Raw genomic sequence first — 26,673 nt, 5'->3', positions numbered from 1 at the left:
CGGGTTCGCGCCCCGATCCGTCCCCTCAACGCCGCCGGCAGACGGTCAGCTCGTCGCAGGTCGAGACTTCGAAGTCCCGCCCGGCGATCGCCTCGTGGAAGATCCGCTCCCGCTCGCGGCCGTGGAGCTCGATGACGATGTTGTCGACGCGGTCGATCCAGGCCGCGGCCGTGGGCCCGAAGACCTCTTCCTCGGCCCCCTCGACGTCGACCTTCAGCAGGAAGATCCGGTCGTGGCCCGACCCTTCGAGGAGGGAGAGGACGTCGACCGCCTGCATCTCGGGCGTCTCGCCCTCGTCGGCGGGGCGGACCTTGCGCGACCACTCGCGGCCGAGGCCCTGGCCCGCTGCGGACATGACCAGCCCGCAGGACTGCGACCAGACGGCGGAATGGATCGCGCGGGCTCGCGAGCCGTACGGCGCCAGCGTCCGCCGGACCATCTGGAAGTTGCCCGGATCCGGCTCGACGGCGATCAGCTCGGCCTCGGGGAAGCGCGTGAGCAGGTAGGAGGCGCTGTGGCCCACGTTGGCGCCGAGGTCGAGGATCAGGCCCGAGCCCTGCACCTGGTCCAGGCAGCGATACTCCTCGTCGATGAAGATCTGGTGCAGGACGCCGGGGTCGCTGGTCCGGGGGCGGCAGTAGATCGGGTGCTCGGCCTTCGGCACGCGGAACTTGCGAGGCGCCCCTCCGACGGGCCCGGGCCGGTACTTGACGCCCAGCATCGCGATGTATCCGCCCGGACCGAGCTTCTCCAAACGGAGCTTCTGCGTTCGTATCTTCTCAGCGAGCCACATGGTCGGTTCCTCTGCCTCTTCGCAGGCGCGATCGGGCGCCGAAGGGCCGACGCGGCGCCGGACCCGCAGTTCCGGGGGAGCGACGCCAGGCGTCGATCTCGTGGGTCATGCCCATACCCACGTCAGAATAAAACATGCCTCGAAATAAACAACGGAGTGGAATAAAAAATCAATCAGAATAAAAGTTGAATCCGCATGAGAAGCCGGGCCCCCCGGCGCGAGCGAGTCGGCCTGGGCGCTCCACCGCCGCGACCCCGCCTTCCTCGCGGGCGGGCGATCTCCCGACCGGCCGGAGCGCCGGCTGTTCCCGAAACGGGTTCACGCCGGGGAACGGTGGCGGCATCGGTTCGTCCTCCTGGACGCCTCGCGGATCCCTGTCTCGGCGGCTACGGGGCGAGGCGACGCGGCCGTGCGTCGGCCTCGAAACGCGACCGGCCCGGGCGGGCCGCCTCGCGGCGGTCGCGTCCGGGCCGGGTCGGCCCGATCGTCGGGGGGCGTCACGCCACGCTGAAGGCGGGGGGAGCGGCGTCGTTGAGCTTCCGGAAGCCGTCCGTCGCGGACCATCGCCAGAAGCCGCCGGCGCCGAAGCCGATGTAGAGGGCCTGGTCGAACGAGCTGAAGGCGACCAGCTCGGGGTTGGCGCCGTTGACCTGCTGGTAGCCCGCGGTCTGGCCCCACTTCCAGAGGCCGCCGGTGCCGAAGTCGATGTACAGGGTCTGGTAGCCGTCGTAGACGACCGACTCGGGGTTGGCGGCGTTGATCTGCGAGAAGCCCGCGCCCTCGCTCCACTGCCAGAGGCCGCCCGCGCCGTAGTCGAGATAGAGCACGTCGCCGTAGCCGGACGCGACGTCGTAGGTGTAACCCAGCGTCATCGTCTCGGGGCTGACGGTGTGGAGCTGCGCGAAGCCCGCCGTCCCGCTCCACCGCCAGAGTCCGCCGGCGCCGAAGTCGATGTAGAGCTCGTTGTAGTTGCTCGCGACGGCCTCGGGGTCGAAGGGGCTGATCTGCGTGTAGCCCGCGGCCTCGCTCCACCGCCAGAGCCCGCCGGGGCCGAAGTCGATGTCGAGGTGGTCGAACTGGACGATGACCTGCTGGGGATCGACGCTGTTGATCGGCGTATATCCCGCGGACTCGCTCCACTTCCAGAGGCCGCCGTATCCGAAGTCGATGTAGACGCTGTCGCCGTTCTCATCGAGCATGACCGACTGGGGGTCGACGGCGCTGATCTGGCTGTAGCCGCGGAGCTGGTCCCAGTGCCAGAGCCCGCCGGGGCCGAAGTCGATGTAGGCGTCGCGCCTCCAGGTGGTGAGGACCGACTGGGGGTCGACGGTGTTGATCTGGGCCCAGCCCTCGACTTGGTTGTAGGTCCAGAGGCCGTAGGCGTCGTAGTCGACGAAGACGAGCGGGTGCTCGGCGGCGGGCTCGTCGTCCTCGATCGAGACGTAGCCCTCGACATTGCCGAGATCGTCGACGCCGACGGGGTCGGAGAGGCTCACGTAGAAATACTTGTAATTCTCGGCGACGTGGTCGTCGACGACGGAGAGGGCGATCGTGCCCAGGGCCTGGCCGGGGGCGAAGTTCAGGACGCCCGAGGTCGGCGTGTAGTCGTAGCCGGCGAGGGCCGACCCGTCCCGGGTCGCATACCGGACGCTCGCCGCCTGCGAGAGGTCGCCGCTGCGGATCACCGTGAAGACGGCCTGCCCGACCGACTCGGAGACGTCGAGGCCGTCGTTCGAGATCCCCAGGCCCTTGCGGGTCGACGCGAATCGCTGGGCCGAGACCTCGCCGGCCGTCGGATCGGCCTGCGGGTCGCCCCAGATCAGCAGGAAGTCGCTGCCGGCGGTCGGGACCACGGTCAGGCTCGCCAGCGAATCGGCCGCGACGTCGGGCGCGGCGATCGGCCCGTCGATCGGGGTCCCGTCGGCGCCGAAGATCTGGATGTAGCCGCCGTCCGGCCCGGCCGGATCCTGATCGACGAAGAAGACCGCCAGGGCGTCGTCGCCGAGCCAGCCGATGGCGGCGGCCTCGGAGTCGCCGGGGGCCGCCGTGGCGAGCGTGAAGCCCTCCCCGATCGGGGTCCCGTCGTAGTCGATCTGTCGGGCGTGGAAGGTCGTCCCGGCGGCCTCGGCCTGACGCCAGGCGATCAGCGACGTGCCGTAGTAGCCCGCGGGCCGGACGACGGTCGGATCCAGGGCCGCCAGTTCGGCCGCGCTCGTCGCGTCGTCGATCTCGGCCACGAGGATCGGACCTTGCAACATCGGGTCGTAGCTGTTCAGCGGCGCGGCCCAGATCCGGGCGTCGTACACCGTCTCGTCGGCGGCGTTCTGGCGCGAGCGGGTCTCCGCCCACGTCACGACCGCCGTGTCGTAATAGAGGATGCCGACGCGGCCGGGGGCGTCCGAATCCTGGACGGTCCAGCCGGCGTGCGCCCGATCCAGCGTCGTCGAGCCGGCGGGCGTCCCGTCGGCGCCGAAGGTGTAGATCTGGTCGTCGGTGACGATCAGGAACCCCCCGGACGGCAGGCCGACCAGCTCGTAGTCGGCGGGAACCCCCGCGACGCCGGCGAGCGGCGTGGGCTCGCCGACCTTCAGGCCCTGGGCGTCGTAGAGCTGGAAGTCGACCTGGCCGCCGTCGCGCCAGGTGACGATCAGGCCGTCGTCCTGATAGGTGATGCTCCGCACGGCGATCCGGGGGTCGGTCTGGTCGCCCGCCGTTTCGGCGTTGACCCGAAACTGGGTCCCGACGGGATTGCCGCCGACGTCGAAACTCCGGGCGTAGACGCCGTAACCCGAGCCGTCGCCGCCGTAATCCTGCCAGACGACATTGACCCGGCCCTGGTCGTCCACGACCGACCGGGGCGCCGACTGGCCCCCCGCGATCGTCTCGTTCACCAGGAACGCCGGCGCGGGCGCGCCGTAGGAGAGCATCTGCCGCCACTCCAGCGATTCCAGGCTCAGGACCGGCCTGAGGGCCCGACGCGATCGTCCTTTTGTCCGCCTCATGGGTGTGCTCCAAGATGCAACGGCGTCGTTGAACTCGATCGAAGGCCGACGCCGACGTGCGGCGAATGGTATCAGGGGAAAGCTTGCGCTCACCCAGACGTGCGGGCTCGCACGATCTTACTGACATGAAACCATTTTTATGGTAAAGGAAGGTCCGGATCGCCCCGGGCTCGGGCGACGGCAAGGGGGGACCGACGGCTTCGGCTTCGTCGCCGGGATTCGGGTTCGCCTCGGCGTTCGACGACTTCGTCGATCTCGACCAAGGGTCGACGCGGGGTGAGGGGCTCTCGCGGAGAGGCTCGCGTTCCGGGGACCTGCGCGGTCGCTCCAGCTTGCAAACGGGAAGGCGCTTCGCTGCGTTCCGACGTCTCGGGCGTCGAGCCGTCGCCGGCAAGATAGCACGGCCGTCGGGCTCCCGCCAGGGGCCTCCAGGAAATGGCGGGCGGTCGGCCCGAGCCGAGGACTTACGCCGCGACGACGGCCTGGGGGGCGACGTCGTTGAGCTTCGTCCAACCCTCGGTCGACGACCGGCGCCAGAAGCCGGCGTCGAGGACCTCGCGGACGACGGTCGCGAGATCCGCCGCGTCGACCGTCGATGGAACCCCGGCCCGGGCGGCGCGTGGCCGAGCAACCGCCGGGCTTCGAGGAGTTCGGGCGAGAGGGCCCGCCGCCGGGGTCGACGCGGTCGTCCGTCGGAGACTTTCTCGAGGCGCCTCCGGGAAGCCGCGACGCTGCGCCGCTGGCGCGCTACGGCCGGGCGACGGCGCGGGGGGAGAGGTCGTTGAGCTTGAGCCAGCCCGACGCGAGGGTCCATCGCCAGAGGCCGGAGGGGCCGAAGTCGAGGATGGCGTCGGTCAGGCCGAACCCGGCGATCGTCTCCGGGGCGAGGTCGTTGAGCTTCGCGAAGCCCTCGGCCTGGGTCCAGCGCCACAGGCCGCCCGCGCCGAAGCTCACGAAAGCTCCGCCCTGCTCAGGGGCGATCGCCGAGGGGTCGTAGGCGCTCAGCCACGAGGTCCCCAAGGACTCGTCCCAGCGCCAGAGGCCGGCGGGGCCGAGGTCGAAGGACAGGCCGTCGGGGCCGCCGACGATCGCCTGGGGGTCGCGGTCGTCGATCTTCAGCCAGTTCGTCTCGAAGGGACGCCACCTCCAGACGCCCGCCGACCCATAATCCAGGTAGAGGTCGTAGTAGGAGTCGGCCGCCATCGCCTCGGGGATGTCGCGGCTCACGAGGGTGTAGCCGTCGTTCGCGGTCCAGCTCCAGAGACCGCCGTGGCCGAAGTCGACGTAGAGGGACTGGCCGCCCGCGATCATCCGCACGGGGTCGACCTCGTTGAGCCGCGCCCAGCCCTGGTTCTCGCTCCAAGACCAGAGGCCCCGGGGGCCGTAGTCGAGGAACAGCCTGCCGTCGCCGTAGGTCATGGATTCGGGCGCCACGTCGTTGAGCTTCCGCCAACTCCGGACGCCGTCCCAGGTCCAGAGGCCCTGGGGGCCGAAGTCGACGAACGCCGAGCGTCCGGGCGCGGCGAGGATCGCCCCGGGGTCGGCGGCGCTGAGCTGCCGCCAGCCCTCGGCCTCGTTCCAGCTCCACAGGCCGGCCGCGTCGTAGTCGAAGAAAGCCAGGTTGCGCCGGGCGGGGTCGTCGTCGTCGACGATCGTGATCGGAAAGTACGTGAAGATGGTGGGATGGGCCCCCCCGTCGAGGTACGAGAAGGTGACGAAGAGGCGCCGGTCCCCGTCGGGGGCGTCGTTGTCGAGGATCGGGACGACGACCGACGCCTCGGTCGAGCCGGCCGCGAAGGTCAGCACGACGTCGACCGGCGTGAAGTGATAGCCCGCGATGGCGGCGTCGGGGCTGAAGGTGGGGACCCCGGTCGCGACCCGGATGGAGGTCGGCTGCGAGACGTCGCCCGAGCGGACGAACCGCACGACGACCTGCCCGTCCGCCTCGCCGACCCGATTCACGCCCGGGGCGAACCCGACGCTCGTCTCCGCCGGAGCGACGCGCTGGGCGTGCAGGCCGGGGCGGGCGCCGGGGTCGTCCCTCAGCAGCCAGAACTCGGCGTCGATGGTCGGCACGATCGTCAGGTCGCCGAACGAGCCCGGGGGGATGTCGGGCGTGGCGACCGGGTCGCCGTCCGGATACCAGTACCAGGAGTTGGGCTCCCAGGGGAGGAGCTTTATGGCCGTCCAGGTGCGAAAGTAGCTCGCGTCGGCGCCGGTCGCCCCCGGGCGCACGTAATGCACCGCGACGTCGCCCGAGGCGAGCACTGACACGGCCGTCGGCTCGCCGTCCGACCCGTCGGGCCACGAATCGGAGAAGTCGAAGGCGCCCGACGCCGGATCCGCCTCGTACGACTTCGCCGTGAGCACCGGGCCGTAGGGCTGAAGTTCGCGCCAGACGACGAGCGTCCCGTGCGGGGTGTCGAGGAGCGAGGGTTGGATCGCGGCCGCGACGTCGGCGGCCAGGCCGGTCGGCGCGGCGACCAGATAGGCGGCCGCGGGGCTGCCGTCCGCGGAGACGACGAGGCTGCGGATGTGGGCGTCGTAGACCGTCGCGCCCCCCTCCTCGCGGCCGAGGATCGCCGTCCACGTCAGCAGGACGGATCCGTCGCTCAACTCCTCCGCGCGGGCCGGGTCGTCGGACTCGCGGAGCGTCCAGCCCCCCTCGGCCACGACCGGGCCGAGGTCGGCCGAACGCCTCGGCGAGCCGTCGGGGCCGTACCAGCGGAGCTGGAAGCCGTCGGCGTAGATCGCGAAGCCGTCGGCGTGGTCCGCGAAGCCGTCGGCGTGGTCCGCGAAGCCGTCGTCGCGGGGGCGAAGCAGCTCGTATCCGCGGGCGAGCCCCGCCGTCCCGTCCAGGACCTGCGGGCCGGCGATCGCCGCGCCCTCGGCGTCGTAACGGCGGAAATACAGGCGGGAGTCGCTCCACCAGGTGACGACGGCCTCGCCTTCCCCGGAGATCGCGACCCGGGGCGCGACCTGGTCCCCGGCCGTCTCGACGTTGAGCAGGAAGGCGTCGCCCAGCGGGCTCCCCGCGAGGTTGAATCGCCGGCCGTAGACGTCGAAGCCCTCGCCCGCCCCGTAGCCCTCCCAGACCACGGTGACGACGCCCCTCCCGTCGTAGGCCGAGCGGAAGGCGTGGTCGGCCCCGGTCAGGCCCGCGGCGACGTCGAACACCGGCCCCGGCGCGGCGTCGGCGAGGAGCCGGCGGTCTTCGAGCGGTTCGAGGGTCAAGGCCCGCCTGCGGGGCCGTCGGTCGATTCGTCGCATGGCGGGGCTCCACCCGGATGCAGGATCGACTCCCGGTCGTTCCCGCCGGAGCCGGGACGCAGCTCAACCCCGCAATCCGGACGAGAGCCACCCCCAAGGGATGAACGCGAGGCCCGCGGCGTTCTTACGAAATATGAAATATTGTTCACGATTGGCCCGTCCTGCGGCCGCTACATCCGGGCGACGGCGCGGGGGGAGACGTCGTTGATCTTCCTCCAGCCCGACGCCGGGCTCCAGCGCCAGAGGCCGGCGGGGCCGTAATCGAGGATGGCGTCGTCGACGTTCGGGCTCGTCGCGATCGCGGCCGGGGCGACGTCGTTGAGCGGGGCCCAGCCGCCGGCCGGCGTCCAGAGCCGCAGGCCGCCGCGGGCGAAGGCCGCGAAGAGACCCCCCTGCGCGACGGCGAGCGTCGAGGGGTCGTCGCCGCTCAGGGGGGCCATGCCGTTCGTCGCGTCCCAGCGCCAGAGGCCGTAGGGGCCGTAATCGACGAACAGGCCGTCGGCGCCGACGGCCATCGCCTCGGGGTCGGCGCCGTTGATCTTGATCCAGTTCGGCGCGCCGGCCTGCCAGCGCCAGAGCCCGGCCGGCCCGTAATCGAGGTAGAGCCGGCCGTCGAGGCTGGTCATCGCCTGGGGGACGTCGGGGCTGATGAACGTGTAGCGGTTCGTCTCCTGCCAGGCCCAGAGACCCGCGGGGCCGAAGTCGAGGAAGAGGGCCTGCTCGTCGGCGATCATCCGCACGGGGTCGGCGTCGTTGAGCTTCGCCCAACCTCGAAGCTCGCTCCAGGACCAGAGGCCCTGGGGGCCGTAGTCGAGGAAGAGCGAGTGTCGCGGGATGCTGGGCGAGGAGGAGGTCGAGTCCACCCCGTCGGCCATGTGCTCGGGGGCGAGGTCGTTGAGCTTCACCCAGCTTCTCAGGGCGTCCCAGCGCCAGAGCCCGGCGGCGCCGAAGTCGACGAACGCCTCGCGGTCGGACGTGGCGAGGACCTGCACGGGATCGACGTCGTTGATCTTCCGCCAGCCCTCGACCTGGTTCCAGGTCCAGAGGCCGGCCGCGCCGTAGTCGAAGAAGGCCAGGTCGCGGCGGGCGGGGTCGTCCTTGTCGAGGATCTTCAGGAGGTTGTAGGTCGTCCAGCCGTCCGGCGACGTGCCCGGCGCGCCGATCAGAAGGCGCACGGTCTTGTCGCCGTCGGGGACGTCGTCGTCGAGGATCGGGACGACGAAGCTCGCCTCGGAGCGGCCGGGCTCGAAGACGACCTCGCCCGTCACCGGCGTGAAGTCGTAGCCGGCCAGGCCGACCCTGTAGAAGGTTTGGTAGCGGTCCTCCACGGCCGCGTAGGCGATGGTCGCCGGCTGCGACAGGTCGCCGCCGCGGTGCAGCCAGACGACGGCCTCGCCGTCGGACTCGCCGACGTCCGGCGTGTAGGCGACGAACCCGATCTTCGATGCGATCTCGTCGGCGTAGTAGCGCTGGGCGAGGAGCTCGCCGGCCGGGGAGCGGTGGAGGAACCAGAAGTCGCTCCCGCTGGTCGCGATGATCGACAGGGAGTCGAACGATCCCGGGGGGACGTCGGGCGTCGGGGTCGGGCTCCCGTAGGGGACCCAGTAGGTGTGCGTTTGCTTGAAGTGGTAGGTCGTCCAGAGGCGGTAGTAGCTCGCGTCGGGGCCCGCCTCGCCCGGGCGGACGAAATGGACCATGAACGCGTTCGGGAAGAGGCCCGGCGCGATCGTCGTCGGCGTGCCGTCGGTCGCGTCGCCGAACTCCTGCACCGGCCAGTCGGGATAGGCGGGCTCCTTCAGCCGGATCACCGGGCCGAACGAGGCCCTGTCGCGCCAGGCGATGAACTTCGCGCCCGAGTCGGTGAGGATCCAAGGGTTCAGCCCGTTGGCGAGGTCGGCGTCCGCCAGCCCGGATTCCGTCGCCACGACGCTCGGCGCGCCGCCGGACAGCTCTCGGGCGTGGATCGAGGCCTGCATGATCTGGACGTCGTAGACGGTCGTCGCCCCTTCCTGGCGTGCGCGGACGTCGGTCCAGGTCACCGTCGCGTAGAAGGCGAGATTGGACCACTTTACGCGGTCGGGGGCGGTGGATTCCACGGCCGTCCAACCCTCCGAGGTCGGGTCGAGCGTCCGGGCGCTTTCGAGCGTCCCGTCGAGCGTGTACCAGCGGAACTGGAAGCCCTCGGCGTAGATCAGGAAGCCGTCGGCGTCGACGCCGGCCAGCTCGAACCGGGGCGAGAACCCCTCGGTGCCGGGCAGGGCCTGCACGCCGCCGATCGGCGTCCCGTCGCGGTCGTAGCGGCGGAAGTCGAGTTGCGAGTCGGACCACCAGGCGACCACGATCGCGCCGGAACGGTCGACGGCGATCCGGGGCGAGACCTGGTCGCCCGCGGTCGCGTCGTTGAGCCGGAAGGCGTCGCCCAGCGGGGCCCCGCCCGACTCGAACCGTCGCGCGTAGACCCCCCGCCCCGAGCCGTCGCCGGCCTCCCAGGCGACGATCACGCGACCTCGCAGGTCGACGGCCGTGCGGGCCCCGGACTGGTCGCCGGCCGTGGCCTGGTCGATGGCGAAGACCGGCCCGGGGACGTAGGCGAGCAGGCGACGGGCTTCGAGGATCTCGGGCGCGAAGGCCCGCGGGCGGGGACGTCGACGCGGCATCGGGGGGGCCCTGCGGCAACGGGGGCGGGCCGGGGGGGCTAGTGCGTGCACAGCCCCCGGGGGGGCGGGAGTTTCCCGTCCATTGGGAAACGTACCCCCGGCGGCGGCTTCACGCCATGGGTTGACCCCCTTTTTCACCCCGCAGGCCGCGGGCGGGGACCGGCCTCGTCAGGCCGTGCGGCCCGTCGAGTCGGGGTCGGCGACGTTCAGCCGCTTGTAGCCGGTGGCGGTCCAGCCCCAGAGCCCGCCGGCCCCCTGGTCGACGAAGACCCGGCCAGCTCCGGGGCTGTCGAGGAGGCCGTCGACGGCGGCCCCCGTCTCCTGATGGAAGCCGGCGGCGGCGGTCCAGGTCCAGGCGCCGAACGCGGCGAAGTCCAGGTAGAGGACGCCGCCGACGCTCAGCATCGAGCGCGGGTCGGCCGCGTTCAGGCGGGCCCAGCCGGCGGCGTCGGTCCAGCTCCAGAGGCCGGCCGCGCCGTAGTCGGCGTAGAGGACGTCGCCCTCGGAGGCGATGGCCTGGGGGTCGCCGTCGCCGACCTTCGCCCAGCCCTGGGCCGTCGACCAGCTCCAGAGCCCGCTCGACCCGTAGTCGAGGAACAGCACGCCGACGTCGGCGGTCATGCCCTCGGGGGCGACGTCGTTGAGCTTGAGCCACGGCAGGGCGTCGCCCCAGCGCCAGAGGCCGCCGTATCCGAAGTCGATGAAGACCGTCTGGCGGTCGACCGTGATCGCCCGCGGGTCGACGTCGCTGAGCTGCAGCCAGCCCCGCGAATCGCTGTACCGCCAGAGGCCCCCCGCCCCGTAGTCGACGAGCAGGACGTCCTCGGCCCGGGTCCAGTCGTTGTTCACCACGACCATCTGCTGCGGGTCGGCGTCGCTGAGCTTCCGCACGCCCCGCAGGGCGTCCCAAGCCCAGAGGCCGCCCGCGCCCAGGTCGAGGTAGCCCGAGCGGTTGGACGAGCCGACGACGGCCTGGGGGTCGGCGGCGCCGATCTTGCGGAACCCCTCGATCGCGTCGTAGGTCCAGACGCCGTAGGCCCCGTAGTCGAAGAAGCTCAGCGGCTGGGTGCTCGCCGGCTCGTCGTCCATGATGAACACCCCGGCGGTCGACGCGGCGGCCAGCCCCGCGCCGCCGGCGGGGTCGAACAGGATCACGTTGAACAGCTTGTAAGGCGACTCCGAGACCTTGTCGTCGACGAGGTCGACGCCGAACGTGGCCGTGGACTGCCCGGGGGCGAACGTCAGCGTCGTCTGGAACGTGACGTAGTCGTACCCCTCCAGGGCCGTCCCCGCCACGGTCCGCACCTTCACGGTCGCGAGCCCCGAAAGGTCGCCGGTGCGGGTCACCGTGAACGTCTGCCGCCCCGCCGCCTCGGAGACCGACCGGCTCGAATTCGTCCCGAACTCGATCAGCGACACGATATCCGAGCCGCCGGCCATCAGCCGACGCCCCTCCAGCGATTCAAGGACCGGCCTCCGGCCGCGGGAACGACTCGATCGTCCATGCGAGATCATCATGTGGGGACTCCATCCCGGGTGAAGGGCGACCGGGCGCGGGGCCCGACCGCCCATGAGGTCGATCCTGATGCGTCGCCGGGCTCCGCCCGGCTCAGACGACCGCGACGGCGGAGGGGTCGGCGGCGTTGAGCTTGGCGTAGCCGTCCTTCACCGACCATCGCCAGAGGCCGCCGGGGCCGAAGTCGATGAGGAGGTCGTTCATGCTCACGAGGACGACCGCCTGCGCCGGGGCGTCGCTGAGACGGGTCCAGAAATCCGGCAGGTCGGGCCTCAGGTCATATCGCCCCCACCGCCAGACGCCGCCGGGCCCGAAGTCGATGTAGAGGGCGTCGAACGAGGCGGTCATCGACGCGGGGTCGGAGTCGCTGACCTTCCGCCAGGCCGAGTCGGCGTCCAGGCTCCAGACGCCCTTCGGCCCGAAGTCGAAGTAGGTCCGGTCGTCGTAGACGGCCACCCCCTCGGCGCGGCCGTCGCCGAGCTTGGTCCAGACGTTCGACTGCGAGAAGGGGTCGCGGCTCCACGACCAGAGGCCGGCCGCGCCGTAGTCGAAGTAGCCGCCGCCCAGGATCGTCTCGGGGGCGGCGTCGTTGAGCTTCGCCCAGCCGGCGATCTCGTTCCACTCCCAGAGGCCCTGGTCGCCGTAGTCGAGGAAGACGCCGCCCGTCTCCGCGACCATAGCGTCGGGGCTGACGTCGTTGAGGTGGGCCCAGCCCGAGGACTCGCTCCAGGTCCAGAGCCCGCCCCGGCCGAAGTCGATGGCGAGGAACGACGACCCGGGGGCGATCGCCATCGCCTCGGGATCGACGTCGCTGAGCCGGCGATAGCCCCGCACCTCGTCGTACGCCCAGAGCCCGGACTCGCCGAAGTCGAGGTAGGCCCCGTACGCCGCCACCGTGGGCGCGGCGACGATGGCCTCGGGGGACGCGTCGTTGATCTTGCGATAGCCCGAGGCGTCGTTGTAGGTCCAGAGCCCGGCGTCGCCGAAGTCCATGAAGGCCAGCGCGGGCGTGCTGGCCGGCTCGTCGTCGATGAGGTGCACCGACGCGACCGACCAGACCCCCAGGCCGTCCACCCCCGTCGGCTCCGAAAGCTCGACCCAGAACCCCTTGGGGTAATACGGTTCGGCGACGGCGTCGTCGAGGATGGCGACGGCGAAGTCGGCCTCGGACTGGCCGGGGGCGAACGTCAGCACGAAATCGAGTCCCACGTAATCGTACCCGTCCAGGGCGAAGTCCCCCCTCGTCCGGACGCGAACGCTCGCCGGGCCCGAGAGGTCCCCCGTGCGGACGACGGTGAACGGCTCCGCCCCCGCGGCCTCGGAGACCTCGTGGTAGGCGTACGGCGGGAAGGCGATCTCCGAGGGCGTCGGATCGCCGACGGACATCAGACGGCGGTCTTCCAGCGCCTCCAGGTTCCATCGGCGTGGGGAACGGCGGCGCGCGCGTCCATGGGTGAGCATCATTCTGCGGCTCCATTCAGGGTGGGAGCGGCGGCCGGATTCCTCCCCGGCCGCCGGGTGGCGCGATCGATTCAGGCGATCGCGATGGCGGCGACGTCGGCGTCGTTGAGCTTCCGGAAGCCGTCCGTCGTCTTCCAGCGCCAGAGGCCGAAGCGGCCGTAGTCGAGCAGGAGGTCGTCTCCCATGACGCTCGCCTCGGGCGAGGCGTCGTTGAGCCGGGTCCAGGTCCCGTCCCCCGCCCTTCGCCAGAGGCCGCCCGCGCCGTAGCCGAGGTAGAGGTCGTCCTGCGAGGCGAGGATCGTCTCGGGCGCGGCGTCGCCCAGCTTCAGCCAGGTGCCGTCCCACTGATGATCCCACAGGCCGCCGGGACCGAAGTTGATGTAGGTGTGGCCGGGGGTGCCGGCTGTCATCGCGACGGGGTCGGAATCGCTAAGCTTCCGCCAGGCGCCGGATGCGTTCCATTGCCAGAGGCCGCTCGCGCCGAAATCGAAGGAGCCGGACGGAGACGGGGTGTCCAGGCCCGCCATCGCCTCGGGGCTGGCGTCGTTGATCTTCTCGTAGCGGCCGAAGGGCCTGTCCCAGGCCCAGAGCCCGGCGGGGCCGAAGTCGAGGAAGGCTGAGTAGCCGGAGCCCGCCATCGCCTCGGGGCTGGCGTCGTTGATCTTGCGATAGCCGTCGGCCTCGCTCCAGGTCCAGAGACCCCCGTGGCCGAAGTCGATGAGCGTCGTGTCCGTGTACGACCCCGTGGGGCCCGGCCCCCAGACCTGGGGAATCGGGGGATTGCCCTGGGGGAGGCTCAGCATGGCCTCGGGGTCGACGTCGCTGAGCTGCCGGTAGCCCCGGAGGGCGTCCCAGGCCCAGAGCCCCGCCGGGCCGAAGTCGAGGAGCGCCCCGCGCTGCGACGTGGTCAAGATTGCCTCGGGGGAGGCGTCGTTGATCTTGCGGTAGCCCTCGGCGTCGTTGTAGGTCCAGAGCCCGGCGTCGCCGAAGTCGAGGAACGTCAAGGGCTGGGCGCTCCCCGGTTCGTCGTCGACGAGGCCGACCAGTGCGGTCGACGAGAAGCCCAGGCCGTCGACGCCCTCGGGACGGTCCAGGAGAATCTCTATACCCTTATAGAGCGGCTCCGAGAGGTCGTCGTCGAGGATGACGAGGTCGAACGTCGCCTCGGACTGGCCGGGGGCGAAGCCCAGGACGAAGTCGAGGCCGACGTAGTCGTATCCTACTTGAGCGCTGGCCGACCGCGTCTGAACATGGACGCTCGCCGGCCCCGAGAGGTCGCCCGTGCGGACGACGGTTAAGGGCGCCGAGCCGGCGGCCTCGGAGACCTCGTGGTAGGAATTCGGCGGGAAGGCGATTTCCGAAGGCGCCGGGTCGGTCACGGACATCAGTCTTCGATCTTCCAGCGCCTCCAGGCTCCACGTCCGGGCGACGGGGCGGCGCTGTCGTCCATGCGTGAGCATCATGCTGCGACTCCATCCTGGGTGTGCTCGGCGAGCGACCGGGCGCGTCCGCATCCGTCGCGGGACGACCCTCCCCGTCGCGACCCGAGGAGGTCGGGGACGCCGGGGCGGCCTCGGCCGGCGCGGGTCCCCTAAGCTTCTCGGACGCCGGCGACGATCATACGCTTGCAGCCACGCGTTGAGAAGTGGGTGGCGGGGACGGCGCGCGCGGAAACGCATAGGCCCGGCTCGGGGGCGTGCGGGGGGGGGCGGGGGTCAGTCGGCGGTGAGGCGTTCGACCTTCCAGGCGCCGCCCTCGCGGGCGAGCAGGACCTTCACGGCGGCTCGCTGATCGGCCGTGCGGAAGAGGCATTCGGCCAGCGGCAGGCCCTCGCGCTCGGCGACGTTGAACGAGACGAACTCGGCCGGGGCCTTCTCCTTGAGCGATTTATGGGCCTTGACGTAGCCGACCAGGCCGTCGCGGCCGAGCATCGACTTGAACTCGGTGGAGGTCCCTTCCCACGCCTGCTCGGGCTTGCCGACGCGGACCTCTTCGAGGAACTTCGCCGCGGTCGTCCGGCTGGCGTCGGGGTCGGGCGTCGCGCTCGCGCCGCAGCCCGTCCAGGCCAGCGTCGCCGTCAGCCCGAGCGCGACCAGGGCCGCATGGAGGGCCGGGCGCCGCGGGCGGGGGGAGATGGAACATCGCTCGACCTCTTCATCTTCGTCCTGGGATGCGATCGTCCGTCAATAGTCGCTCACGACCTCGCCGCCGGCGCGGGTGCCGAGCGCGCGCCAGGTCGGCAGGGCGATGGTGTTCTTGATGAACCGGACGGAGCCGTCGAGCAGCAGGGCGTTCAGGCCGCCGGCGTGGAAGCTGCGGGCGGTGACGGCGCCGTAGGTCGGCAGCGCGATCACCACCAGCAGCTCCATCAGCGTGAAACCCCGCCCCCGTCGCGCCGGTCGATCCATGGGTCCATCCTTCCCGTCAGCCGCCGCACCTCGCACGCGTCGCCCGTCGTCGCGGCGGTCTGCGTCCGCGCGTTTCACCCCCCCCGCCCAATCATAAAAAATCTTCATGTCGCGGTCGAGGGGGTGGGATGCGGGAAGGTCGGGGAACCCCCGCCCTCAATCCTCGTGGAGCCCGAACGAGGTCATGAAGCTTTCGAGGAACTCGACGTACTCGCTCCGGGGCCGGCCGTCGCTTCGCTCGTCCGCCAGCAGGGCGTCGACGGCCTCGCGCAGCGCGGCCTTCGCCACCGGGCCGGCGTCGCTCAACTCGCGACCGATTCCTTCCAGGGCTCCGACCGCGGCGTCGGGGTGCACCATGTCGTCGTCCGCGAGTTCCAGGAACGCCGCAGCTTCGACCACGGACCGGGCCAGCGCCCTCATCGCACGATCCCGCTCGTCTCTGGTCGGTCCGGGAGGGCCGAAGGTCGCTTCGACGTCTCCCAGGGCGTCTTCCACGTGGGTCAGTCTGTGGAGCGCCTCGCCGAACGCGTCCCAACCGCCGAGGCGCATCAGCTCCGCGCGAGTCGCGGTCGTCGCGGCGAGGGCGTCGCATAAGGCTTCATCAGCCCGCCCCCGCCACCACGCCGTGAACCGGGCCGCCACCCAGGCCGCCGGGGTCGTCCCCTCCGGCAGGCGGCCGACCGGCGACAGGGCCTGTTCGATCCAGTTGGAAAGGACCGCCTCGATCGGGTCGGACATCGTGGTCCCTCGAAAAGAAGGATGAGGCACGGAGCGGCATCCCGCCCGCCCGTCACCTTCAATATGCGATCAGGAAAACGACGGCGACGACGGCCAGGATCGCGCCGGTCCAGAGGATGGCGGGCGTGAGGCCGACCACGAAGAGGAGGCCGACGATCGCGACGAGGGCGACGAGCAGGATCCAGAAGAGGCCGCGCGAGCCCCGGTCGAGCCAGGTCGGCAGGCTGGTCGGCAGGCCCGTCAGGGCGCCGGGGCGGCCGTGCACGAGGAACGCGGCGATCGAGGAGAGGTTGTCCTTGGTCAGGGCCGCGCCGTGGTCGCCTGGCAGGTAGCGGCTCTCGGATCCGGGGGGGAGGCGCTGGAAGCCGGCGAACCCGCCGATGCCGAGGTCGCGGTAGGGGGCCAGCCAGCTCAGGGTGCCGCAGATCAGGGCGACCACCCAGTCGGAGCGGGCGGTGTCGTTGCGGACCTGCGCGACCTTGCCGCCGATCAGGGCGTCCCAGGCGAAGTCGTCGGGCAGGACGCTGCCGGCGAGGTAGACGCGCTCGAACTCGACGCCGGGCACGTCCTTCACGGCCGTCGCGATGATGAACGTGCCGTTGCTGTGGCCGGCCGCCGCGAACGGCACGTCGGGCCGCTTGGCCAGCTCCTGGACGTAGCGGTCGACGAAGTCCCGCACCTTGCCGGCCCGCAGCGACGGCGCGAGGAAGTTGATGAGCTTGAAATAGCCGTAGCGGATCGGCAGGACCTCGGCCTCGGGGTCGAGCCGCAGCACGGCCTCGCGGAGGTCGTCGAGCCAGGGGCCGTAGTCGCGGATCCCGTGGATGAGGAAGACGACCCGGCTCCGCGGGGCCGGCTGCCGCGGGCGGTGCTTGGCGGACATCGGCCCCAGCAGGGCGTCCACGACGTAAGGGTACGTCGGGTCGTCGGGCCCGGACGGGAGGATCGAGATGTGGTCGGCGTCGACCGGGACCAGCGCGGAGTTGGCGTACCGGAACACGTCGGCGCTGTCGTCGGGGCCGACGACCGGGTCGCGGGTGCCCAGGATCTGCACGGTCTCGGGCGGCTCGGTCCCGCAGAACCGGCGGAGCCAGCGGAGCCGGACCCCCGTGACGAACCAGCTCCCGCGCAGCATGCTCAGGGCGAACGAAGCCACGGGGAACGGCAGGTGGCGGATGACGAAGACCGCCGGCCCGAGGAACCTCGGCACGTCGAACCCGCGATTCGTCGACGCCAGCAGGACCAGCCGCCGGACCTTCCGCTTCCCGGGGGCGGCCCAGGCGAGGTCCCGCTCGATCCCGTCCAGCAGGGCGGCCCGGACGATCACGCCCCCCATGCTGTGGCCCACCAGGAAGATCTCCCGATAGTCGTTCTCGCGATCCAGCCGATCGATCTCGGTCGCCAGCCCCTGGGCCACGCCGGTCGGGTTGGTGTTCGACAGCCGCCCGGCCCGGTAGGCCCAGGGGAGCAGGTCGCAGTCGGCGAGCCGGGGATCGTCGCGGAAGGACCGCAGCAGCCCCTTGTAGGCTTCGGGCGTCCGCCTCCAGCCGTGGACCACGACGACCAGCCGCCGGCCCTCCGGCCGGGGCGTCGGCGACGGGCAGAGCCGTCCCTGAGCGACGGCCTCGTCCAACGTCCGCATCGGCGCGGCCCGACCCCCGATCGTCTCCACCATCTCGAACCCCCGTCCGATGCGCCCTCGGCCTCCGCCGGCCGCGACTCGTCGGCTCGACCCGTCCGGGCTCTCGGTCAGGATAAGCCATCTTTCGTCGAAACGGAAACGCCCCGCCCGTCGGAATCGCGCGATCGTGGCCCACAGTCTCTACGGCGGCGAGCGCCGGGCCTTCGCCGATTTGCCGCTCGGGCGTCGACCGAAGTCTCGTCGGCAGGTCCGGGGGCGACGGCTCCGGCGTCGGATCAAGGTCTCGGGGCGAGGAGCCGGGCGGCCAGGGCCGAATAGGACGCGAGGGTGAGGACGACGATCATCGCGAACGGCTTCCATCCCCCGTCGTCGAGGACGTGGAAACGGCCCCGGGCGAGTCGCACCACGGCGGCGGCCGGGAGGTGGTACGCCAGGAAGGCGTCGAACCAGAGTTCGTCGGGGACGGATCGTTGCGGCTCGTGGATCGCGACGAGGGTCCGGATGTCGAGCGGGACCATGCCGCCCTGTCGCTCCTCGGCCAGGCGGCGGACCCGCCGCCAGATGGCGCGGCGCTTCCGGAACGAGAGGATCCAGAAGACCTCGACCGCCCCCAGGATCGCGACGGCCCCGATGGCTTGCACGTTCGGGCTCCCCTCATCGCACCGCAGACCGTCGAGCCGGTGGCCGCCGTCCCCTGCGCAGGATATCAGAGAGGCCGGAAGTCGGAGCGGAAATCCATGCGGATTTCGACGACCGAACCCAATCGGCGGGGGACGATTTGGGTCTCAAAATATTGCCGAACAAGGATTTATATCGAACGACGTCCGAGGCCGCGGGATCAGACGAACCCAGATCGAAGCCGATCCGGCGGGTTGGTTCGCCCGGCCTACTTGAGGCCGTTGCGGGCGGGGGCGTCGGCGAGGCCGAAGAGGTGGCGGACGGCGGTGAGGATGGGGTGGGGGGCGTCGGGCGCGGCGGCGGGCTCGGCGGCGGCGGAGCGGACGGCGGCGCGGGGGTGGTGGAGGAACTGGTTCTGGAGCCGGGCGGCCATGTGGGCGATGGCCTCGCGGTCGGCGTCGGAGAGCGCGGGCAGGTTGTGGAACAGGTGCTCCAGCTCCCGCAGGCGGATCTGGTCGGCCCGGTCGCCGAGCTGCCGCAGGAGCGCGCCGGCGTCCTGCTGCCGGCGGACGGCCGCGTAGCAGGCGGCGGTCTCGCGCTCGATGATCAGGAGCGCGGGGTCGACCCCCTTGCGGCGCCGCGAGAGGTTCTGCTCGGCCTGGGCCCGCAGGTCGTCGACGTGGTAGAGCGTCACCTGGTCCAGCTCGCCGATGCGGGGGTCGAAGTCGCGGGGGATGGCGATGTCGAGGATCAGCGAGAGCCGGTTGCGGCGGGCCCGCTGGACCCGGACGTACTGCTCCAGCGAGACGATGGGCTCGGCGGCGGCGGTGGTGCTGATGACGAGGTCGGCGTCGATCAGGGCCTGGCCCAGGCGATCGAAGGCGACGGCCTGGCCCCGCCAGCGCTCGGCGACCTCCCGGGCGCGGTCGGGGTTGCGGTTGACGATCAGGATCCGGCCGGGGTTCAGGGCCTTGAGGTGCTGGAGGGTCAGGTCCGCCATCTTGCCCGCGCCGATCACCAGGACGGCCTTGTCGGTGAAGGTGTCGAAGACCTCGCGGGCGAGGTCGACGGCGACGCTGGCGACGGAGAGCTTCCCCTGGTCCATGCCGGTCTTCTCGCGGACGAGCTTGCCGACGCGCAGGGCGTTCTGGAAGACCGCGTGGAAGATCGGCCCGGCGGCCTTGCGGTCGACGGCCGAGCGGTACGCCTCGCGGACCTGGCCCAGGATCTGGCCCTCGCCCAGGACGAGGCTCTCCAGGCTGGCCGCGACCCGGAACAGGTGGCCGACCACCGCCTCGTCGTGGTAGCCGACCAGGTGGCCGGCGAACGTCTCGGGGCGGAGGGCGTGGAAGTCGGACAGGAAGGCCGAGAGGGCGTCGACCCCGGGCGCGGCGTCGGCCGGGCCGGCGGCGTAGACCTCCACCCGGTTGCAGGTCGAGAGGACCACGAACTCGTTGCCGGGGAAGGCCCCCTGGAGGGCTTCCAGCCCCTCGGCGAGGCGGTCGTCGCCGAAGGCCAGGGCCTCGCGGACCGTCGCGGGGGCGGAGCGGTGGTCGACCCCGAGGGCCAGCAGCCTCACGGCAGCCTCCCCGCCGTCCGGGGCGCGCCGTGGGCCGTCGGCAGCCGCAGGGCCTCGACGCCGACCCAGGTGAAGACCAGGAAGGCGAACGCGGCGATCGTCAGCATCATCACCGTCCGCCCCCGCATCGACGGCCGGAACCGGGCGTGCAGGAGCACCGCGAACACCAGCCACATCCCCGCCGCGCTCAGGACCTTGGGGTCGTACCAGGGGACGCCCGACGAGGCCTCGACGCCCCCCTTCCGCAACTCCACCGCGCTGAGCAGGGCCCCGATCAGGAGCCCGGCCGTCAGCAGCGGGAAGGCCGCCACCACCGCGCCGCGGTTCACCCGCTCGGACTGCTCCAGGCTCGGCAGCGAGAAGCCGAACCGGTGCGCCGGCTTGGACTTCAGCCGCCGCATCTGGGCCAGGTACATCAGCCCGGCCGCGAACGCCAGCGAGGCGCAGACGGCCCCCGCCAGCAGGAAGACGCCGTGGATCGTCCCCCAGAAGGCCGTCGCCCCCTCCCACTCCCGCCCTTCCGACCGCGGCACGAACCAGGCCGCGCCCAGGATCAGGCCCAGGACCAGGGGGAGCGTGAAGAACCCCACGGCCACGTTCCGGGGCCACTGGATCATCAGGTAGAGCCCGATCAGGGCCACCACCCACGACAGCACCATCACCGACTCGAACGCCGAGGTCACCGGCAGGAGCGTCTGGTCCTTCCAGGCGATGTTCGCCAGGTAGATCGTCTGCACGCACCAGCCCAGGAAGGTCAGGCCGACCCCCAGGTGCCACCGGAACGCCCCGCCGCCGCGCACGAAGACCCTCGCCAGCTCGACGGCCAGCGCCAGCCCGTACGTCCCGGCGAAACAGAGGATCTTGAGCCGATCCATTCCCTTGCCACCCTCGACGCCTCTCGCCCCCGCCGCCGGGCGCGTGGCTCCATTCTAGGGGAATCGCCGGCCGAATCCCAGGCACGTCGGGCGTCAGTCGGGCCTGGGCAGGTAGCCGAGGGAGGTCAGGAACTCGTCCATCCGGTCCGTGGTCCGCACCTTCCAGGGGGGCCGGTTGAAGAAACCGTGGCCCGCCCCCTCGGCCGTGAACAGCTCGGCCCGCGCGCCGGCGGCCCTGGCCCTGGCGACGTACTCGTCCCCCATCGGGGCGAGGCGGTCGGCCGTGCCGAAGAGGATCAGGGCCGGGGGCGCGTCCTTGCCGACGTGGCGGCTGGGCGAGATCGCCTCCCCCAGCGCGGCGTCGTCGCCGATCCGACGCATCAGCTCGGGGGCCCCCGTGAACCGCAGGACGGGGTTGAACAGCACCAGCGCGTTCGGCCTCGAGGAGACGGCGAGGTCCTCGCCCGCCGCGTCCAGGCCCGGCGTCAGGGCGGTGCAGGCGGCGAGGTGCCCGCCGGCCGAGCCCCCGGCGGCGGCGATCCGGTCGGGGTCCACCCCCTGCTCCCGGGCGTGGGCCCGGAGCCACCTGACGGCGCTCTTGGCGTCCTCGACGCCCGCCGCGGGCGTCACGCCCTGCCGCGACTTCACCCGGTAGTCGGCCCGCGCCGCCACCATCCCCCGGCGGGCCAGGTGCTCGGCCTGCTCGGCGAACTGCTTCACGTCGCCGTTCGTCCAGCCGCCGCCGAAGAAGAAGACGATTCCCGGCCGCGCGTCCGTCGCCTTCCAGCCCGGCGGGTAGGTCACCACCACCTTGAGCGGCCCCTGCGGCGCCGTCTTGTAGACGAACTCCTTGGTCGCCGGCTCCTCACCGGCCGCCGCGCCTGCGACCAGCCCCAGGACCAGTCCCAACGCCCCCAGCAACCGCCCCACGCTCGTCCTCATCCCGGCCTCTCTGGTAGCGAAGTCGTCCCTCGGATCCAACCCCGGACGCCGTTTCGAGTATCGCACCGACCGCCGCGCCGTCGGCGGCGACTGACGAGGGGTCATCCTCCCGGCGTATAATACGGGGGGGCCGTCGGCCCCATTCCTCTGACGCGAAGGGTGCCAGCGATGATCGACCTCATCAAGAAGACGCTGTTGACGGGCGTGGGCCTCGCCGTGATGACCAAGGACAAGGTGGAGGAGCTGGGCCGCGACCTGGCCGACCAGGCCAAGCTCGGCGAGAGCGAGGGCCGGGAGTTCGTCGACAACCTCATGAAGCAGTCGGAGAACGCCCGCGGCGAGTTCGAGACCCGGGTGAACGCCCTCGTCAAGAAGGCCGTCGACGGCCTGAACCTCGCCCCCAAGGACGAGCTGACCAAGCTCCAGGCGCGGGTCGCCGAGCTGGAGGCGGAACTCAAGCGGCACGACGAGTCCGCCACGCACGCCGGCTGACTTTCCCAGTCGATTCAGGCCCCCGCGCGCTTGGGCGCGGGGGCCCGCTTCCTGCGGGCCGGTGGCTCGGTGGGGGTCTTTCGGCCCCCGGCGAGGGGCTCGGGCCCCCCTTCCAGGGGCTGGCCGACGTGCGCGGCGGCGAGGCGTCTCTCGACGGCCGAGGCGTAGTCCGGGGACAGCTCGAAGCCGAGGAACCGGCGGTCGAGCTTCTTGGCGACGGTCAGGGTCGTGCCGCTGCCGGCGAAGGGGTCGAGCACGGTCTCGCCGGGGTTCGAGCAGGCCCGGACGATCCGGCCCAAAAGCTGTTCGGGCATCTGGCAGCCGTGCCAGCCGGCGCGCTCCTTGAACGTCCCGCAGACGCGGGGGACGTACCAGGTGTCCTCCATCGGGTCGAAGCCCGTGGTCATGTCCTGGGGGCGGAGGATCCAGGTGTCGTCGGGGAGCCGGCCCTTGGGGTTGGCGCGGGCGTCGGCGTAGACGAGCTGACGGGCCGACGGGACGCGGACGTCCTCGTCGTTGAAGGTGAAACGTTTGGGGTCCTTCAAGAAGTAGAACAAGTGGGCGTGGCTGCGAGCGAATTTACGTCGACAGTGGACCCCAAACGTATAGTACCAAACCACCCAGCTCCGCATGGTCAGCCCCAGCTCGCGATGAAAGATCACCTTCATCTCGGCGGCGTATTCGTCGCCGATCGCGAGCCAGAACGTCCCGTCGGGCTTGAGCGCACGAACGACCTCGCGGCCCCAACGCCTCGTCCAGTCGAGGTAGGCGTCGTTGTCGCGGGCGTCGTCGTAGACGTCGTAATCATAGCCGATGTTGAAGGGGGGGTCGGCGAAAATCAGGTCGACCGAGCCGGTGTCGATCCGGGGCAACAGGTCCAGGCAGTCGCCCGGGTACAAACGGTCGCGGTCGAGGGGGCCGGCAGGAGATTCGCTGGAATTCCGCGCGCCGGGGGTCGGCGCCGCCCCGTCCGGCCCGGAGGGAGTGATGGCCGCTTTCCGCATGGGGTCGCTCACTCGTCGTAGGGGTGGGGGGCGTCGCCGGTCCGTCCGCCGTCGTGGCCGTCCTCGCCGTCGCCGTTGGGGGGGCCGGCGGCGGGCGCGTTCTCGTCGATGCGGTATTCCGAGAGCTTCTTGTGGAGCGTGTTGCGGTTGATGCCCAGCCGGGCCGCCGCCTTGATCTGGACCCGGTCGCACGTCTGCAGGACCTGCTGGATCAGCTCGCGCTCGACCTGGCCGACGACCCGGTCGTGCAGGTCGTTGGCGTTGGGCCCGGCGGCGCGGATGCCCTGGCGGACCAGCTCGGAGGTCAGCACGGTGAAGTCGGCGCTCGACGTCCCGCGGTGGCGGATCGGCCGGGGGGTGGTCTCGCCCCGGAGCTGCGGCGGCAGGTGCTCGACCGTCAGCTCGGCCCCGTCGCCCAGGATCACGGCGCGCTCGACGTAGTTCTGCAGCTCGCGGACGTTCCCCGGCCAGTCGTGCTCGCGGAGCCGCCGCATGGCCTCGGGGTGGACGCGTCGCATGTCGCGCTTGTTCTGCTCGGCGTACCGCTTGAGGAAGAAGTTGACCAGCAGCTCGACGTCGTCCCGCCGCTCGCGCAGGGGGGGCAGGTAGATCGGCACGACGTTGAGGCGGTAGTACAAGTCCTCGCGGAACCGGCCGACGTCGATCTCGTCCAGCAGGTCGCGGTTGGTGGCGGCGACGATCCGGGTGTCGACTTTCTTGGTGTTGTTGTCGCCGACCCGCTCGAACTCCCCTTCCTGCAGGACGCGCAGGAGCTTCACCTGGAGCTTAGGCGAGGTGCTGTTGACCTCGTCGAGGAAGATGCTGCCGGTGTGGGCCGCCTCGAACCGGCCGGTGCGGTTGTCGACCGCGCCGGTGAACGAGCCCTTCACGTGGCCGAACAGCTCGCTCTCCAGCAGGCTCTCGGTCAGGGCGCCGCAGTTGACCCGGATGTAGGGGCCGGTCGACCGGGGGCTCAGGTCGTGGATGGCGCGGGCGATCAGCTCCTTGCCGGTGCCGGTCTCGCCGACGATCAGGACGCAGGCCCGCGACGGGGCGACCTGGCGGGTGGTCCGGTAGACCTCGCGCATCGCCGGCCCCGCGCCGATGACCCCGGGCAGCGGCGCGTTGGGGTCGAGGCCGGACTCCGAGCCCGGCCCCCGGGACGCGGGTTTCAACGGGTGTCCGTAGCTCGGCCGGGTCTCGATGGCCATAAATCGCGGGATTCCTGGGGGTGCTTCGTCCTGGTGCGGGCTGCGTCCGGGGTCTCAACCGGGGGGAGGGACCTCCGTCGCCGGGGGCGCGACCGGCTCGACGACGACCGGGGCCGGGGCGGCCGGCGCGACGATCGTCCCGGCCGGGGCGAGGATCACGGGGGCCGAGACCGGCACGGGCGTCGGGCCGCGGTCGGGGCCGAAGTTGGCGTTCGCGGGCGTCTGGGCGTCGCGGGTGGAGCGGCGGAGCGCCCCCAGGACCATGCCCAGGCCGGTGTGCAGCTCGGCGTCCTCCTCGGACTTGTAGGCGGCGTCGAGCTTGACCTCCTGGTCGGCGGCGACCATGGGGCCGAAGCGCTGGATGCTGCGGGCGAGCTGGCGGGCCCCCGAGCGCCTCAGGGCGGGGTCGCGGGAGGCGTCGAGGAGGGCGTCGGCCAGGGCGCGCTGGGCCGCGGGCGACGGGACGTCGGCCAGGGTCTCGGCGACGGGCAGCTCGACGCCGTGCAGGCCGATCGCGCCCGAGAGGGTCTCGCGGGCCGAGTCGAGGTCGGGGGCGAACAGGCTGCGGGGGCGCGCCGAGATCCGGGCGAGGGTCTCGGCGGCCTGCTTCGCCTGCGACGTCCGCTCCTCGGCGCTCAACCGCGAGGGCCGGCCGCCGAGCTGGCGTTCGAGGTCGGCGGGGACGTTGGAGTAGACGATGAACTTGACGCCGGGGTACTCCACCGGCAGGTTGGGCCGGCGGACTTCCAGGTCCTGGGGCCCGTAGACGAACAGAGGCAGGTTCGACGTCCGCGCGTCGCTGCGGAGGATCGAGAGGACGTCGAGCAGGTCCCACGAGCCGGCGGCGTTGTCGTGGGCGGTGAGGATCAGCTCGACGTCGGCCGACTCGGTCGCGGCCCGGAAGCCGCGCTCGCCGGTCGTCTCGGCGTCGGCCTCGTAGCCCAGGCCCCGCAGGGCGCCGGCGACCTGGGCCCCTCGCGACGGGTTGCCGTCGATGACGACGGCCCGGGGCCGCTCCTGGTTGAGCAGGAAGCGGGCGAGGGTGGGGACGACGCGGCTCGACCCGGGGAAGGGCTGGGTCGGGTCGATGTCGACGATGGCCTTGGCGGCGGCGAGCTGGAGCCGGCGGCCGGGCGACGAGAGGGCCTCGACCAGCGGGTGGGGATGGCCCTGCCGCGAGGGGAGGCTGGGGTCGGCGACCTTGCCCAGCGCCTCGGCCGTGGCGGCGGCCAGGTTGCCGCGGCGGGTCGCGATCGCGCCCCGCAGGAGGTCGCCCAGGACCTCGGGCCCGGCGGCCAGGACCTCGGCGTACGTCTCCTGGTCCTTCGCCGGGAAGTTCGCGTAGCCGACCTTGTCGACGGCCCGCTCCAGCAGGAAGCCCAGCCGGACCACCTGGGCCCGCCGGTTCTTCGGCTCCAGCAAGAGGGCCTGGCCGGCGAGCTTGCCGCCGAAGATCCCCTCGACGTCGACCTTGCGGGCCAGGTAAGGGGCCGGGACCCCCTTGGCGTCGTCCCACTGCCAGAGGAGCACCTGCTCGCTGGGCAGCTCGTACTGGTGCCGGGCGAGGGCCTCGGCGGCGTCGTCGAGCGTCTGCACGGGCGAGCGGGGCTGGGCGTCGAACGGCGTGCCGGTGAGCTTCTCGACCGCCAGGGCGGCCGCCGCCTTGAGCGGGGCGGCCGAGTCGGCCGAGGCGGCGGGGAAGGTCAGGAAGGGGACGGCGCGGGGGTCGCCCAGGTCGCCGAGGATCGCGGCCGCGTCGGCCGCCAGCGCCGGGTCCCTGGCGTCCAGGACGGCGATCCAGGCGGGGACCGACGAGGTGTCGAGCCGGCCGGAGTTGTAGGTCAGCCGCTCGCGCTCGGGGGTCGTCGGGCCGTACTTGCGAAGCTCGCCCACGATCGCCGGCACGGCGAACGGGCCCGACTCGCGGAGCCGCGCCACGGCGTAGTCCTGCTCTTCCTTCGAGAGCAGGAGCGCGGGGAGGTACGACTTGATCCGCTCGGGGTCGGCGGTGAGGCGGCGGGCGGCGGCGACGAGCTTGTCGGTCAGGGGCTTGGCGTAGGGCTTGGTGGCCGGGTCGTCGTCGAGGCGGAGGAACGAGCCGGGGCCGAACTGGTCGCGGAGCTTCAGCAGGGCGGCGTCGTCGATCGGGGCCTTGGAGAAGGTCTCCAGGTAGGGGACCGCCTGGCGGCCCTGGCCGGTCCGCGACAGGTAGTCGATCGCCCCCCACAGCTCCTCGGGCGTCTTGGGCTGCTTCGCGAACAGCTCGGGGCCGGGGGCCTGCGCCCAGGCCGGGCCGGCGGCCGACCAGCCCAGGGCGGCGATCACGCCGGCGGCCAGCACCCGCGCGCGGCGGCCCCGCGAGGATCCCGCCTTCCCGGATCGGCCGATCGAGCGAACGATGTCTTGACGCATGACTGTGGTCCGATGGGTTGATGTCCGGGACGCCCGCCCCGCCCTGCTCCGGT

Annotated in this window: 19 protein-coding genes; 1 reads left to right on the top strand and 18 read right to left on the bottom strand. The window is 71.8% G+C overall.

What is annotated here, in order from left to right:
* Positions 1-25: 25 nt before the first annotated feature.
* From PZE19_RS27440 to PZE19_RS27365, 15 genes are all read right to left on the bottom strand, one after another.
* A complete protein-coding gene (locus tag PZE19_RS27440; protein WP_277863791.1) occupies positions 26-793 on the bottom strand; it encodes an FkbM family methyltransferase in 768 nt (255 codons plus the stop codon).
* Positions 794-1,290: 497 nt separating this feature from the next.
* The gene (locus tag PZE19_RS27435) at positions 1,291-3,795 is read right to left on the bottom strand and encodes a Calx-beta domain-containing protein (RefSeq protein WP_277863790.1); all 2,505 of its coding nucleotides are present in this window, start codon (positions 3,793-3,795) and stop codon (positions 1,291-1,293) included.
* 747 nt (positions 3,796-4,542) lie between these two features.
* On the bottom strand, positions 4,543-7,065 hold the full coding sequence (locus PZE19_RS27430; RefSeq protein ID WP_277863789.1) for a Calx-beta domain-containing protein: 2,523 nt from the start codon (positions 7,063-7,065) through the stop codon (positions 4,543-4,545).
* A gap of 170 nt (positions 7,066-7,235) precedes the next feature.
* A complete protein-coding gene (locus PZE19_RS27425; RefSeq protein WP_277863788.1) occupies positions 7,236-9,722 on the bottom strand; it encodes a Calx-beta domain-containing protein in 2,487 nt (828 codons plus the stop codon).
* Between the two features lie 168 nt (positions 9,723-9,890).
* Positions 9,891-11,240, bottom strand: a complete 1,350-nt coding sequence (locus tag PZE19_RS27420; protein ID WP_277863787.1) for a Calx-beta domain-containing protein — start codon at positions 11,238-11,240, stop codon at positions 9,891-9,893.
* 91 nt (positions 11,241-11,331) lie between these two features.
* Positions 11,332-12,702 (bottom strand): Calx-beta domain-containing protein, encoded by a 1,371-nt coding sequence (locus PZE19_RS27415; protein ID WP_277863786.1) that lies wholly within the window; start codon positions 12,700-12,702, stop codon positions 11,332-11,334.
* A 68-nt stretch (positions 12,703-12,770) separates the two neighbouring features.
* Entirely contained in the window at positions 12,771-14,162 is a 1,392-nt protein-coding gene (locus tag PZE19_RS27410; protein ID WP_277863785.1) for a Calx-beta domain-containing protein, read from the bottom strand.
* 252 nt (positions 14,163-14,414) lie between these two features.
* Positions 14,415-14,630 carry a hypothetical protein gene (locus tag PZE19_RS27405; protein ID WP_277863784.1) on the bottom strand — a complete coding sequence of 72 codons (216 nt, stop codon included), beginning with the start codon at positions 14,628-14,630 and terminating at the stop codon, positions 14,415-14,417.
* 252 nt (positions 14,631-14,882) lie between these two features.
* Positions 14,883-15,107, bottom strand: coding sequence for a pilus assembly FimT family protein (locus PZE19_RS27400; protein WP_368411343.1), 225 nt, complete (start codon positions 15,105-15,107; stop codon positions 14,883-14,885).
* Positions 15,108-15,263: 156 nt separating this feature from the next.
* Entirely contained in the window at positions 15,264-15,845 is a 582-nt protein-coding gene (locus tag PZE19_RS27390) for a hypothetical protein (RefSeq protein ID WP_277863783.1), read from the bottom strand.
* 58 nt (positions 15,846-15,903) lie between these two features.
* Positions 15,904-17,520: an alpha/beta fold hydrolase gene (locus PZE19_RS27385; RefSeq protein ID WP_277863782.1), complete on the bottom strand. Its 1,617-nt coding sequence runs from the start codon at positions 17,518-17,520 to the stop codon at positions 15,904-15,906.
* 242 nt (positions 17,521-17,762) lie between these two features.
* On the bottom strand, positions 17,763-18,128 hold the full coding sequence (locus PZE19_RS27380; RefSeq protein ID WP_277863781.1) for a hypothetical protein: 366 nt from the start codon (positions 18,126-18,128) through the stop codon (positions 17,763-17,765).
* Between the two features lie 245 nt (positions 18,129-18,373).
* The gene (gene hemA / locus PZE19_RS27375) at positions 18,374-19,684 is read right to left on the bottom strand and encodes a glutamyl-tRNA reductase (RefSeq protein WP_277863780.1); all 1,311 of its coding nucleotides are present in this window, start codon (positions 19,682-19,684) and stop codon (positions 18,374-18,376) included.
* Positions 19,681-20,559: a cytochrome C assembly family protein gene (locus PZE19_RS27370; protein ID WP_277863779.1), complete on the bottom strand. Its 879-nt coding sequence runs from the start codon at positions 20,557-20,559 to the stop codon at positions 19,681-19,683. Before PZE19_RS27370 ends, hemA begins: the two co-directional genes overlap by 4 nt.
* A 93-nt stretch (positions 20,560-20,652) precedes the next feature.
* The gene (locus PZE19_RS27365; protein ID WP_277863778.1) at positions 20,653-21,501 is read right to left on the bottom strand and encodes an alpha/beta hydrolase; all 849 of its coding nucleotides are present in this window, start codon (positions 21,499-21,501) and stop codon (positions 20,653-20,655) included.
* A gap of 168 nt (positions 21,502-21,669) precedes the next feature.
* Here PZE19_RS27365 and PZE19_RS27360 point away from each other — a divergent pair, with 168 nt between their 5' ends.
* Complete coding sequence (locus tag PZE19_RS27360) at positions 21,670-21,993, top strand: phasin family protein (RefSeq protein WP_277863777.1); 324 nt, start codon at positions 21,670-21,672, stop codon at positions 21,991-21,993.
* Between the two features lie 14 nt (positions 21,994-22,007).
* Here PZE19_RS27360 and PZE19_RS27355 read toward each other — a convergent pair whose 3' ends face one another.
* The 3 genes from PZE19_RS27355 to PZE19_RS27345 all read right to left on the bottom strand — a co-directional run bounded on the left by PZE19_RS27355 (position 22,008) and on the right by PZE19_RS27345 (position 26,620).
* Entirely contained in the window at positions 22,008-22,997 is a 990-nt protein-coding gene (locus PZE19_RS27355) for a DNA-methyltransferase (RefSeq protein WP_277863776.1), read from the bottom strand.
* An 8-nt stretch (positions 22,998-23,005) separates the two neighbouring features.
* Positions 23,006-24,085 carry a sigma-54 interaction domain-containing protein gene (locus PZE19_RS27350; RefSeq protein ID WP_438270000.1) on the bottom strand — a complete coding sequence of 360 codons (1,080 nt, stop codon included), beginning with the start codon at positions 24,083-24,085 and terminating at the stop codon, positions 23,006-23,008.
* A 177-nt stretch (positions 24,086-24,262) separates the two neighbouring features.
* Complete coding sequence (locus PZE19_RS27345; RefSeq protein ID WP_277863774.1) at positions 24,263-26,620, bottom strand: hypothetical protein; 2,358 nt, start codon at positions 26,618-26,620, stop codon at positions 24,263-24,265.
* Positions 26,621-26,673 lie beyond the last annotated feature (53 nt).

The sequence above is a fragment of the Paludisphaera mucosa genome, from assembly GCF_029589435.1.
Classification (GTDB): Bacteria; Planctomycetota; Planctomycetia; order Isosphaerales; family Isosphaeraceae; genus Paludisphaera; species Paludisphaera mucosa.
The sequence above is the reverse complement of the archived record's forward strand: the minus strand, read 5'-3'. Positions and strand labels throughout refer to the sequence as shown.